The following is an 11,873-nucleotide window of genomic DNA, read 5'->3' as shown; positions in this document are numbered from 1 at the left end:
ACGAACCGTCTGCCAGTGATTGGGCAGCGGATCCGCCACCGGGGATGGCAGGCCCTGGTGCTGCTGGTGGCCGCGATGGTGCTGAGCTCGTGTGGCTGGAAGGGCATCTCCAACGTCTCGATTCCGGGCGGCCCCGGCAGCGGGGCGGGATCGATGACCATCTATGTGCAGGTGCCCGACACCCTGGCGATCAACGGCAACAGCAAGGTGATGGTGGCCGACGTGTTCGTCGGCTCGATCAAGGCCATCAACCTGAAGAACTGGGTGGCCACCCTGACGCTGGGTCTGGACAAGCACACCAAGCTGCCCAAGAACGCCACCGCCAAGATCGGCCAGACCTCGCTGCTGGGTTCGCAGCACGTCGAGCTTGCCTCGCCGCCGAACCCGTCGCCCGAACTGCTCAAGGACGGCGACACCATCCCGCTGAAGAACTCGTCGTCGTATCCCACCACCGAGCAGACGCTGGCCAGCCTGTCGCTGATCCTGCGCGGCGGCGGCATCCCCAACCTGGAGGTGCTGCAGAACGAGATCTACAACATCTTCAACGGCCGCGGCGAGGCGATCCGGGCCCTGCTCGGCAAGCTGGACACCTTCACCACCCAGCTCAACGCGCAGCGCGACGACATCACCCACGCCATCGACTCCACCAACCGGCTGCTGACCTACGTCGGCGGGCGGGCGGACGTCCTGGACCGGGTGCTCACCGACATCCCGCCGCTGATCAAGCACTTCTCCGACACCCAGAACCTGCTGATCAACGCCGTCGATTCGGTGGGACGGCTCAGCCAGGCCGCCGACCAGTACCTGTCGGAGGCGCGCGGGCCGCTGCACACCGACCTGCAGGCGCTGCAATGCCCGCTCAAGGAGCTGGGCAAGGCCTCGCCGTACCTGATCGGCGCGCTGAAGCTGATCCTCACCCAGCCGTTCGACATCGACACGGTGCCGAAGATCTTCCGCGGCGACTACATCAACATCTCGCTGACGCTGGATCTGACCTACAGCGCCGTCGACAACGCGTTCCTGACCGGGACCGGATTGTCGGGAGCCCTGCGGGCGCTCGAGCAGTCGTTCGGGCGTGACCCCGAGACGATGATCCCCGACGTGCGTTACACGCCGAACCCGAACGACGCGCCGGGCGGACCTCTGGTGGAAAGGGGGGACAGGAATTGCTGACTCCCTTCATCCGACGCCAGCTGATCGCCTTCGGGATCCTGACCGTCATCTCGCTGCTCGTGCTCGGGGTGTACTACCTGCAGATCCCGAGCCTGATGGGCATTGGCCGCTACACGCTCAAGGCCGACCTGCCCGCGTCGGGCGGGCTGTATCCGACGGCCAATGTCACCTACCGCGGCATCACCATCGGCAAGGTCACCGACGTCGAGCCGACCGAGCACGGCGCCCAGGCGACCATGAGCATCGACAGCCACTACAAGATCCCGATCGACGCGACCGCCAACGTGCACTCGGTCTCGGCCGTCGGTGAGCAATACCTGGACCTGACCTCGACCGGAAACCCCGGCAAGTACCTGTCGTCGGGGCAGACCATCACCAAGGGCACGGTGCCCGCCGAGATCGGGCCGGCGCTGGACACGGCGAACCGCGGCCTGTCGGTGCTGCCCAAGGAGAAGATCGGCCAACTGCTCGACGAGACCGCGCAATCCGTCGGCGGGCTGGGGCCCGCCCTGCAGCGCTTGGTCGACTCCACCCAGGCGATCGTCGGCGACTTCAAGACCCAGATCACCGACGTCAACGACATCATCGAGAACTCCGGCCCGGTGCTCGACAGCCAGGTCAAATCGCGCGACAACATCGAGCGCTGGGCACGCAACCTGAACAGGTTGGGCGCCCAGTCCGCGCAGCAGGACCAGCACCTGAAAAGCCTGCTGCGCCAGGCCGCGCCGACGGCCGATCAGGTCAACGAGGTCTTCAGCGGCGTGCGGGATTCGCTGCCGCAGACGCTGGCCAATCTCGAGGTCGTCATCGACCTGCTCAAGCGCTACCACACCGGCGTCGAGCAGGTCCTGGTGTTCCTTCCGCAGGGCGCGTCGATCGCCCAGACCGTGGCCGCGCCGTTCCCGAACATGGCCGCGCTCGACCTGGCGCTGTCGATCAACCAGCCGCCGCCGTGCCTGACCGGCTTCATCCCGGCCTCGGAGTGGCGGTCCCCGGCGGACACCAGCATCCAGCCGCTGCCGACGGGCACCTACTGCAAGATCCCGATGGAGACCCCGGCCAACAGCGTGCGCGGGTCGCGCAACATCCCCTGCACCGACATCCCGGGCAAACGGGCGGCGACCCCGCGCGAATGCCGCGACCCCAAACCGTACGTCCCGGCGGGCACCAACCCCTGGTACGGCGACCCCAACCAGACCCTGACCTGCCCGGCGCCGTCCGCGCGCTGTGACCAGCCCGTCAAGCCCGGCATGGTGATCCCGGCGCCCTCGATCAACAACGGGCTGAACCCCGCGCCCTCGGACCGGGTGGCGGGAACGCCCCCGCCGACCAGCGATCCATTGTCGCGGCCGGGGTCGGGTACGGTGCAGTGCAACGGCCAGCAACCCAACCCCTGTGTCTACACCCCCGGTGGGCCTCCCACGGCGGTCTACAGTCCCCAAAGCGGTGAACTGGTGGGGCCAGACGGGGTTAAATACTCCGTCGAGAACTCGAGCCGAACAGGAGACGATGGATGGAAGGAGATGCTGGCACCAGCCGGCTGAACCCCATCGACACGGACGACGATTCGTTGAGCCCCGAAGACAAGGACGAGGATTCGACGGCACCCGAGAGCGGAGCCGAGCAAGCCGATCCGCAGGGTGACACCGAGGATCCGGTGGAATCCGGGGAACCCAGTGCGCCCGGTGCGGCCGTGCCGCGCGGCCCGTCTCGGGTGGGGCGTGGGTGGCTGGCCGCCATCGCCGTGGTGCTGGTGCTGTGCGCCGGTGCGATCGGTGCGGGGGGTTACCTTGCGCTGCGTTATCACCACGACAGCCAGGTGATCGCCCGCAACGATGCCACCGCGCTCAAGGCGGCGGTGGAATGCGTCACGGCGACGCAGGCGCCGGACACCAACGCGATGACCGCGGCTGAGCAGAAGATCATCGACTGTGGCACAGACGCTTTCCGCACGCAGGCGCTGCTGTACACCACCATGCTCATCCAGGCGTACCAGGCCGCGAACATCCACGTCCAGGTGTCGGATGTGCGCGCGGCGGTCGAGCGCAACAACCCCGACGGTTCGATCGACATCCTCGTCGCGCTTCGCGTCAAGGTGGCCAGCGATCAGAATCAGAACGAGGCCGGCTACCGCCTGCGGGTGAAGATGGCCTTCGCCGAGGGGCAATACAAGATCTCCAAACTCGACCAGGTGACGAAGTGACGGTGGTGGTCGAACAGACTGCACCCACGGACGTCCCCGAGCCACCGCGGGAAGCCTTGGCGCCCTGGCATTCTCGCGTCGGCGCCTTCGCTGTCGACGTGCTGCCCGGCGTGGCGGCGGTGGCGACGCTGGTGTTGGTGTCGTTCACGGTGTCGGCGCGCGGCGTGTGGTGGTGGACATGCGTTTCCGTGCTCGCGGCCGTCGTGTTGCTGGTCCTGGTCAACCGTCTCCTGCTGCCGACCATCACCGGGTGGAGCCTGGGCCGCGCCGTGGCCGGCATCGCCGTGACGCGTCGCGGCGGTGCGGCCCCGGGTCCGTGGACGCTACTGCTTCGCGACGTCGCCCACCTGCTCGACACCGCATCGGTGGTGGGATGGCTGTGGCCGCTGTGGGATTCGCGCCGCCGCACGTTCGCCGACATGGTGGCCCGCACCGAGGTGCGGCGCCCGCACCCGGACCGGACGCCGCCCGACATCCGGCGCTGGGCCGCGGCCGCGGTGTTGGGGGCGACGGTGGTATGCCTGGGCGGTGCCGCGACGAGCTACGGCGTGGTGTACGCCCAGGAGCGGGCGAGCGATCAAACCCGCGCCCAGATCGCCACGCAGGGGCCAAAAATCGTGGCCCAGATGCTGACCTATGACCCCAAGTCGCTGCAGGACGACTTCACCCGGGCGCAGTCGCTGGCCACCGACAAATACCGCGGCCAGCTGGCGGCCCAGCAGGACCTGGTGCGCAAGGGCACCCCGGTCATCAACGAGTACTGGGTGACCAACAGTTCGATCGAATCGGCCGCCGCGAACCGCGCGACGATGCTGCTGTTCATGCAGGGTCGGCGCGGCGCGGCACCCGAGGTGCGCTACATCAGCGCAACCGTGCGGGTGAGCTTCGCCAAGGATGGCGGAAACGCTTGGCGCGTCGACGATCTCACCGTGCTGTCCAAGCCGAAACCGCCCGGGAACGGCAAATGAGCCCGCGCCGCAAGTTCGCGCCGGGTGAGCGTCCCTTGCTGGTCGAGCGCCCGGTGCCGCCCCAGCGAGGATGGTTGGTGCCGCTGGCCAACACGGTCGCGGCGGTGCTGATGGTGGCGGCGATCGGTGTCTGCGCGCTGGTGTGGGTTTCGCACGAATCCCGGGTGCGCGCCGCGTCCCGGGACCGCGAGGTGCTCACCTACGTGACCGGCTTCATGACCCAGTTCACCTCCATCGATCCGTTTCACGCCAACGACTACGTGAACCGGGTACTCGCCCAGGCGACCGGCGATTTCGCCAAGCAGTACGAGAAGAACGCCAACGAGATCCTGCTCCAGGTCGCCCGGGCCGAACCGGCCACGGGCAGCGTGCTCGGTGCCGGCCTGGAGCGATGGAATGACGATGGCAGCGCCAATGTCATGGTGGCCACGGCCATCACCACGAAATCACCGGATGAGAAACAGGTATTGGAAAATGCCAATCGTTGGGCGGCAACCGCGACGCAGGAAGGTAACCAGTGGAAGATCAGCAACCTGCAGCAGGTGATCTGACCGCCGCGCAGGCCCCGGAGGCCCCCGACGACGAGGCGACCGAGGCGACCGTTGCGGCACCGGAGGACGCCGACGCCGAGGCCACCGAGGCCACCGAGGCCACCGACGCCGAGTCCACCACCGACGCCGAGGCCACCGAGGACGCCGACGAAGCCGCCGAGGCAACCGACACCCCGCCGGCCACCAAGCGCAAGCGACGGCTGGCGGGCAAGGCGTGGGCGATCGTCGCCTTGGTCACCGCCGTGCTGTTCGTCGGCTCCGCCGGATTCGCCGGCGCGATGGTGCAGCCGTACCTGGCCGACCGGGCCGTCGCCGAAACGAAACTCAACGTCGCGCGGACCGCGGCCAACGCGATCACCACCCTGTGGACCTACACCCCGGAAAACATGGACACCCTCGCCGACCGCGCATCCGCTTATCTCAGTGGTGATTTCGCGGCGCAGTACCGCAAATTCGTCGACGCCATCGTGGCGCCGAACAAGCAGGCCAAGATCACCAACCACACCGACGTCACCGGCGCGGCGGTCGAATCGCTCGATGACAGCAACGCCGTGGTGATCATCTACACCAACACGACGTCCACCAGCCCGCTGACCAAGAACGTGCCGTCGCTGAAATACCTGTCCTACCGGCTGTTCATGAAGCGATCGAAGAGCCACTGGCTGGTGACCAGGATGACGACGATCACCTCGCTGGACCTGACACCGAAAACGTAACGCTGCACCGGGCCGCGCCGAAATAGACTGCACGCCATGGCGGTTACCTCACCGGTATCACCACGATCCACGGTGGCGGCGCTGCTGTTGCTGACCTTTGCGACGGGATTGGCCGACTCGATCAGTATCCTGGTGCTCGGCCACGTGTTCGTCGCCAACATGACGGGCAACGTGATCTTCCTCGGTTTCTGGCTGGCGCCGAGAACCAGCATCGACCTGACCGCCGTCGTGGTCGCCCTGCCGACGTTCGTGTGCACCACCGTGCTCAGCGGGCGACTGGTCAGGCATTTCGGTGAACGGACGCGGACGTGGATCACCACGGTGCTGGCCACCGAAATCGTCCTACTGGTGGCGTTGTCGATCCTGGCCGGCACGGGAGTGCTGCGCTACCAACGCAATTCGACGCTCATTATGATCGGCATCCTCGCCGTGACGTTCGGGTTGCAACACTCGAGCGCGCGCCAGTTCGGCATCCAGGAACTCTCCACCACCGTGCTGACATCGACGATCGTCAGCCTCGGCCTGGACAGTCGGCTGGCCGGCGGCACCGGCGAGCGCCAACGGCTGCGCATCGGCGTCGTCGCCACCATGTGCGCCGGCGCGTTCGTCGGCGCGACGATGTCGAGGTTCACGGTTGCCCCGGTGTTCGTGGTGGCGGCGGCGGTGATCGCGGCGAGCCTGCTGATCTTCAGGTTCGGCCCCGCTGCAACGAAAAACGCTGCGGCGGTAGCTAGTTGAAGGCCAGCCAGCTCGGCAGCGCCCGCTCGTGGGAGTCGCAGAGCACCTGCCGGGTGTCGCACGATCCCCTCGGTGAGCCGGCGCCGGCCCACATGCCGCCGGTGTCACGGCGCAGCACGATCGCCGAGGAGCCGCCGCCGTCGAGCAGCACCGCGTTGTCGCTGCCCAGCCCGCGGAACAGGTCCTGCATGTTGTCCGGGGTGTAGCTGCCGCCCTCGAAGATGTACATCTCGTCCTTTTGCCTCGCGTAGGCCAGCGCCGTTCGCGCCGCGCTGGGCCCGCCGTCGTTCAGCTGTCCGGTGTTGCCGGGCGCCAACAGCCCGATTCCCGACACCGCCACGAACCTCTCGTTCTTGCTGAGCAGGTCCTGGACGACGGGGGTGGCGGCGTCGTAGTCCTTTTTCGTCCTGGGCCACACCACGTACGGCGCGCCGCCGGACGGCAGGATCATCGTCGTCAGCGCGCTCCAGTTCTCGCCGCCGCCGGACAGACCCTGCTTGCCGGGATAGGCGAGTGTGCCGGTGACGGCCTGGTTGGCGCGGCCCCGGCCATTGGTGTTGTCCACGAAGGCGCCCAACGGTGAACTGCAGCCGGTCTGGCGCCACGAGCCGGCCTTTTGCCCGCGCACGTCGAAGAAGTTGGCGTTGATCGCGATCGTCGGCTGGCCCATGCGTTGCCATGCCTGCAGCGGGGTGTAGAGCTCCGAGGCCTGCCACAGGCCCTCGCCGGTGCGGGCGCCCGGATTGTTTTCGCAGCGGGCCTGGTCGCCCTGGTGCGTGTCGACGAGCAGATGCGGTGAGAGCCGCCCGGCCGCGTTCTTGATGATCATCAGATGGCCGCCGTTGTTCATCTCATACCAGCTGCCGCCCGCGTTGAGCATCGGCGCGGGGTGACCGGCGCCGAAGTTGTAGACCAGGTAGGAACCGCGGGTGCTGCCGATCGCGTTGGCGAGCAGATCGCGGCCGTCAGCGGCTCGCGCCAGCGGCTGCCCGGAGGTGACCGCCAGCGTGAAGCAGGCGACGAGGGCGGTGCAGCACGCCGCCAGCCGGCGGAAGCTGGCGCGTCGGGTCAGCACGATAGCCCTTTCGGCCATGATCTGGATGCAACAGAGACATCATCAGCCTCATAAGTCACACTGTCAACAAAGATCACGGGCCGATGACGCTTGGGCCACGCGCGAATTACGTTTGCTCGCTGGAACTTTCGGGCTGGGACGGCTCGGCTGGGTCGGCCGGCGTGGCTGAGTCGACGGCCGGCTCGGTGACGGCCGGCTCGGCAGCCGCCGGCCCCGCCGGCTTGCCGCGGCGGGCCTTGTGTTGAGCCTGGTGCTCCTGGGCGACCGCGAACGCGGCCGCACCCTGAATCCGGTGAAAGCCCTTGCGGTCGTACAGGTGCGTGACGATGCCGCCGAGCAGCAGCCCGATGACGAGGCCCACCGACGTCATGGTCAGCGCCTGGGTCAGGCCCGCATCCCCGCGGCCACCGAAGTACAGCAGCGACCGAGCGCCCAGGAAAACCTGGTGCATCGGCTCGAATTCGGCCAGCCAGCGGAAGAAGGACGGCGTCGCCTCCAGCGGCACCGTGGCTCCGGCCGACGGCAAGCCGAGGATCACGAAGATGAGCATGCTGACCAGCATCCCCGCCGTGCCGAGCACCGAGAGCAGGGAACTGGACGTGATGCCCACCGCGGCGATCGCGAACACGCCGAACGCCCAGAGTTGCCAACTGAGATCGATGGGCATGCCCAGCGCGTCGGCGATCCACAGGTACGCCGCCGAGGTGAGCAGCCCGAGTAACACCATCATCGCCCACTTGAGCAGCAGCGTCTGGAATCTGGAGATCCTGACCTGCTCGGCGAACCGATACACCGGGCCGAATTCGGCCGGCACATAGCCGAGTAGCGCGTCCACCAGCGTGCTGACCACGATGCTGCCGGTGAATCCGGCCAGCAGTAGCAGCAGCGCGTAATAGAAGGCGGACAAACCGTTGCCGGTGCCGTTGGGCAGCGGGTTGTAGACGACCGATTGGATCTCGATGGGGGCGGCCAGCCCCACCTGGGCCGCGCCGGGAAGGGGCGCGCCGCCGGTCTGCGCGGCCACCTCCGCCATAACCCGTTGTCCCGCTATGCCGTTGGCCATGCCCATGGCCGTGCTGAGGGTTTGGCCGGCGATGCTCGCGCCCAGTGTGCCGGCCCGCGGGTTGGTGGAGACGGTGATCGACGGCCGTTCGGCGCGGGCGGGCACCACCGCGCTGGTCGCGAAGTCCCGCAGCCTGGACGAGAAGCTGGGCGGTATCACCACCGAGCCGTACACCAGGCCGGTGTCCAGTTGATGTTTGGCCTCGCCGCGGGAGAGCACCCGGACGTCGAACTTGTTCTTGTCCAACCCATTCACCAGCCGGTCGGTGATCTGCGCGCCGCCGGGGCCCGCGTCCTCGTTCACCACCGCGATGGGGAAATGGTGCAGGTTGGTGCTCGGGTTCAAGATGCCGCCGAGGTAGAGCGCGCACAGCGCCGACATCAGCGCCAACGTGATGACCAGGGGCGCCCCCCAGAATCGCGCGGTGCGGATCGCCTTGATGTTTCGGTTGGGGTTGGGTGCCGCGTGCTGCGCGTGCGAGTGAGGCATGCCGACTCCTGTCTGTCGTGCCCACTCTATGGGCTGCGTCGCCGGCCCTCTATGGGCTCAGTCGCCCAGCTTCGCGTGCATCTCCCAGATCAGCAGTTCGGAGGGCTCGCTCGCAGCCGCGCGCCGGCCGTCGGCGTCGGCCAAGCGCACGGCGTCGCCCACGCCCAACTCCCCGATCCCTTCGATGCTGACCCGGCCGCGGGCCAGGAAAAGATGCAGGTAAGGCGCCACTGGGAGGTGCACGGCCGCCCCGGCCCGCAGCCGGGCGGCGTGCAGCGCGGCGTTGCGGTTGTGCAGGGTGATGGCGGCGTCCTGGGCGCGCATGCCTGAGGCGATCGTCACAAGGTTGTCGTCCAACATTTTCGGGTCGATCTCGTGCTGTTGGTAGCTCGGGTCGATGCCGGATTCGTCGGGCACCACCCACATCTGCACGAAATGCACCGGCTCGCTGGCGGAGTCGTTGCGTTCGGAGTGCAGGATGCCGCGACCGGCCGACATGCGTTGCGCCAGTCCGGGATAGATGACTCCGCGGTTTCCGGTGGAGTCGTGATGGGATAGTTCGCCTCGCAGCACCCAGGTCACGATTTCCATGTCCCGGTGCGGGTGTGTGTCGAATCCCGTTCCCGGGGCGACGATGTCGTCGTTGTTGACGAGCAGCAGCCCGTAATGGGTGTTGTCGGGATCGTAGTGGTCGCCGAAGGAGAACGAGTGCCGGGAGGTCAACCAGGGTGTGGTGGTGACGGCCCGATCGGCCGCGCGCCGGATCTCCGTGGTGGCGGACATGGTCCCAGCGTAATCCCGGTCGGGTCAGCCGACCGCGGCGGTGAGCAGCCCCTGGGCATGCCGGAGCGCGGCGTCGAGTTCGGGCAAAGTCAACCCGGTGGCGTGGCCAAGGTGGATCTCGATCTGGTACTCCGGCTGTCCATCGGGGGCGAAGATCGGCAGTACGACGAATTCGGCGGTGGCCAAGTCTGTTTCGAGGATGTCGGTGACCGACTGCAGGGTCACCATCGTCATCAGCGTGGTGAGCTGTCGGGTGACGTGCGCCGTCGGCTCCAGCGAGGCCAACAGCTCGGCCAGCCGACTGTGCAGCGACTGGTGGGTGTCGTCGAAGCGCCAGGCGCCATAGCCGCGGGCGCGGATATCGGCCAGTACCCGTTGGTGCTGCGCGATTTCGGCGCGGGTGAGGCGGGGCGTCACGCGATGCAGCCAGGCCCGGATGAAATCGTCGTCGCGCCAGGCCATGGCGACCAGACCGAATGGCGGGTCGATGGGGAAGCGCTGCCCTACAGCGTGTTCGCCGTCGGTGCCGTGGCCGACCGTGTCGACGGTGGTCAGGTGCCGAGCGCCGATCTTCGACATGGAGCAGCCCGCGCCGAGCGTGTCGTGCAGGAAGCGCAGCGCGTCACGCCCGCGGTCCAGCAGGGGAAACTGCTCGCGCAGCCCGTGCACCAGCCCGAACAGCCCGCTGCCCAGGACGTAGCGCCGATTTCCGCGCCGCGCCACCCAGGCGCGCCGTTCCAACTCGGCCAGCACGAGGGCGCACGTCGAGGTGCTGATCGCGCACCTCTTCGCCAGCTCGGCCGATGTCAGTCCGTTCGGTGACTTCGCCAGGGCCGCAAGGACATCCATCACCCGCGCGGTGGGCGGTGATTTGGCGCGCGCTTCGCCGCGCGTCTCCGCCATTGACGTATCCACCGCCGCCTCCCTACGATCCGTCCAAAATGCAAGGATATACGTCCTAATATTAGGAGATCGTCGTGCTGAAGGTGGGAGTGTGGGGACCCGGTTCCATGGGCGTGGTCGCCCTGCGGGGGGTGATCGACCATCCGGAGCTCCAACTGGTCGACGTCGTGGTGCACAGCGACGCCAAGGCCGGCCGCGATGCCGGGGAGCTGTGTGGCATCGCGCCCGTGGGCGTGGTGGCCACCCAGGATCCGGCGGACATGCTCGCCGGCGACGCCGACGCGGTGGTGTACGCCGCCGGCGCGAACCTACGGCCGCTGGAGGCGGTCGAGGACATGGTGTCGATCCTGCGGGCGGGAAAGAACGTGGTGTCGTGTTCGGTGGTGCCACTCGTCTTTCCCGACGCGGTCGACTCCGCGTTCACCGAGCCGCTGCGCCAGGCCGCGATCGACGGTGGGGTGTCGTTCTTCACCACCGGCATCGACTCCGGGTTCGCCAATGACGTTCTGCCGCTGGTGCTTACCGGTGTCTCCCGGGTGATCGAATCGGTGCGGGTGACGGAGATGTTCAACTACGCGACCTACCCGGACCGCTCCGCCGTGTACGAGATCCTCGGGTTCGGCCAACCGCCGGAGTATCCGGCGTTCGCGGCGACGCCCGGGGTGTTCACGTTCGGCTGGGGCCCCGTGTTGCACCAGCTCGCCGCCGGGCTGGGGGTCAAGATCGACAACATCGAGGAGGCCAACGAGCGGATCCCCGCCGACGAATCGTTCGACACGCCGACGGGGCACATCGCGGCCGGAACGATCGCGGCCATGCGCTCGACGCTGACCGGTTTCGTCGGCGGGAAACCGACTTTCGTCCTCGACCACGTGACGCGCATGCGCGACGACATCGCCCCGGACTGGCCCCAGCCGCACATCTGCATCCCGCCCAAGGACCTCGGTTACGGCATGGCGTCCGGTCGGGGGTTGTACCGCGTGGAGATCGAGGGTTCCCCGAGCATGCGGTGCGAATTCGAGATGGCCGAAGACCGCGACCACGACCTGGGGGCGCGCATCGCCGGCTCCTCGCGGATGGTCAATGCCATCCCCGCGGTGTGCGCGGCCCCGCCCGGGTTGCTCTGCGCGCTGGACCTGCCGCTGATCACCGGCGCCGGCCTGGTGCGTCCGGTGCCGGGCCCGCCGCCGGACAGCCGGCTGTTCTAGCCC

The 11,873-nt window shown here is 67.9% G+C and carries 12 protein-coding genes; 8 read left to right on the top strand and 4 right to left on the bottom strand.

What is annotated here, in order from left to right; genetic code table 11:
- Positions 1-9: 9 nt before the first annotated feature.
- The 7 genes from AC0KS4_RS23640 (at position 10) to AC0KS4_RS23610 (ending at position 6,349) form a co-directional block, all read left to right on the top strand.
- Entirely contained in the window at positions 10-1,173 is a 1,164-nt protein-coding gene (locus tag AC0KS4_RS23640; protein ID WP_275254615.1) for a virulence factor Mce family protein, read from the top strand.
- Entirely contained in the window at positions 1,167-2,717 is a 1,551-nt protein-coding gene (locus AC0KS4_RS23635; protein WP_225327195.1) for a virulence factor Mce family protein, read from the top strand. The genes AC0KS4_RS23640 and AC0KS4_RS23635 overlap by 7 nt, the downstream gene beginning before the upstream one ends.
- Positions 2,687-3,376 (top strand): Mce protein, encoded by a 690-nt coding sequence (locus tag AC0KS4_RS23630; RefSeq protein ID WP_225327194.1) that lies wholly within the window; start codon positions 2,687-2,689, stop codon positions 3,374-3,376. Before AC0KS4_RS23635 ends, AC0KS4_RS23630 begins: the two co-directional genes overlap by 31 nt.
- Entirely contained in the window at positions 3,373-4,344 is a 972-nt protein-coding gene (locus tag AC0KS4_RS23625; protein ID WP_238957126.1) for an RDD family protein, read from the top strand. Before AC0KS4_RS23630 ends, AC0KS4_RS23625 begins: the two co-directional genes overlap by 4 nt.
- Positions 4,341-4,895 carry a mammalian cell entry protein gene (locus tag AC0KS4_RS23620; RefSeq protein ID WP_238957125.1) on the top strand — a complete coding sequence of 185 codons (555 nt, stop codon included), beginning with the start codon at positions 4,341-4,343 and terminating at the stop codon, positions 4,893-4,895. The genes AC0KS4_RS23625 and AC0KS4_RS23620 overlap by 4 nt, the downstream gene beginning before the upstream one ends.
- The gene (locus AC0KS4_RS23615) at positions 4,862-5,611 is read left to right on the top strand and encodes a mammalian cell entry protein (RefSeq protein WP_238957124.1); all 750 of its coding nucleotides are present in this window, start codon (positions 4,862-4,864) and stop codon (positions 5,609-5,611) included. The genes AC0KS4_RS23620 and AC0KS4_RS23615 overlap by 34 nt, the downstream gene beginning before the upstream one ends.
- Positions 5,612-5,683: 72 nt before the next feature.
- A complete protein-coding gene (locus AC0KS4_RS23610; protein ID WP_238957413.1) occupies positions 5,684-6,349 on the top strand; it encodes a YoaK family protein in 666 nt (221 codons plus the stop codon).
- Here AC0KS4_RS23610 and AC0KS4_RS23605 read toward each other — a convergent pair.
- The 4 genes from AC0KS4_RS23605 to AC0KS4_RS23590 form a co-directional block, all read right to left on the bottom strand.
- Entirely contained in the window at positions 6,342-7,451 is a 1,110-nt protein-coding gene (locus AC0KS4_RS23605; protein ID WP_238957412.1) for a phosphodiester glycosidase family protein, read from the bottom strand. The genes AC0KS4_RS23610 and AC0KS4_RS23605 overlap by 8 nt on opposite strands.
- Before the next feature lie 79 nt (positions 7,452-7,530).
- The gene (locus AC0KS4_RS23600; protein WP_238957123.1) at positions 7,531-8,976 is read right to left on the bottom strand and encodes a YhgE/Pip domain-containing protein; all 1,446 of its coding nucleotides are present in this window, start codon (positions 8,974-8,976) and stop codon (positions 7,531-7,533) included.
- A gap of 57 nt (positions 8,977-9,033) precedes the next feature.
- The gene (locus AC0KS4_RS23595) at positions 9,034-9,759 is read right to left on the bottom strand and encodes a pirin family protein (RefSeq protein WP_238957122.1); all 726 of its coding nucleotides are present in this window, start codon (positions 9,757-9,759) and stop codon (positions 9,034-9,036) included.
- A 24-nt stretch (positions 9,760-9,783) separates the two neighbouring features.
- Complete coding sequence (locus tag AC0KS4_RS23590) at positions 9,784-10,662, bottom strand: MarR family transcriptional regulator (RefSeq protein WP_238957121.1); 879 nt, start codon at positions 10,660-10,662, stop codon at positions 9,784-9,786.
- Between the two features lie 74 nt (positions 10,663-10,736).
- On the opposite strand from AC0KS4_RS23590, the gene AC0KS4_RS23585 reads away from it, so the two are divergent.
- On the top strand, positions 10,737-11,870 hold the full coding sequence (locus AC0KS4_RS23585) for an NAD(P)H-dependent amine dehydrogenase family protein (protein ID WP_225327187.1): 1,134 nt from the start codon (positions 10,737-10,739) through the stop codon (positions 11,868-11,870).
- The last annotated feature ends 3 nt before the right edge of the window (positions 11,871-11,873 follow it).

It is taken from the genome of Mycobacterium sp. NTMscope_MAC_12, from assembly GCF_976985675.1.
This window is presented reverse-complemented; position numbering and strand designations above follow the sequence as displayed.

What these genes read in the sequence shown, in the direction of transcription:
- AC0KS4_RS23620 (WP_238957125.1), top strand. Translation starts at nt 4,341, where the DNA reads ATGAGCCCGCGCCGCAAGTTCGCGCCGGGTGAGCGTCCCTTGCTGGTC.
- AC0KS4_RS23590 (WP_238957121.1), bottom strand. Translation starts at nt 10,662, where the DNA reads ATGGCGGAGACGCGCGGCGAAGCGCGCGCCAAATCACCGCCCACCGCG.
- AC0KS4_RS23630 (WP_225327194.1), top strand. Translation starts at nt 2,687, where the DNA reads ATGGAAGGAGATGCTGGCACCAGCCGGCTGAACCCCATCGACACGGAC.
- AC0KS4_RS23595 (WP_238957122.1), bottom strand. Translation starts at nt 9,759, where the DNA reads ATGTCCGCCACCACGGAGATCCGGCGCGCGGCCGATCGGGCCGTCACC.
- AC0KS4_RS23600 (WP_238957123.1), bottom strand. Translation starts at nt 8,976, where the DNA reads ATGCCTCACTCGCACGCGCAGCACGCGGCACCCAACCCCAACCGAAAC.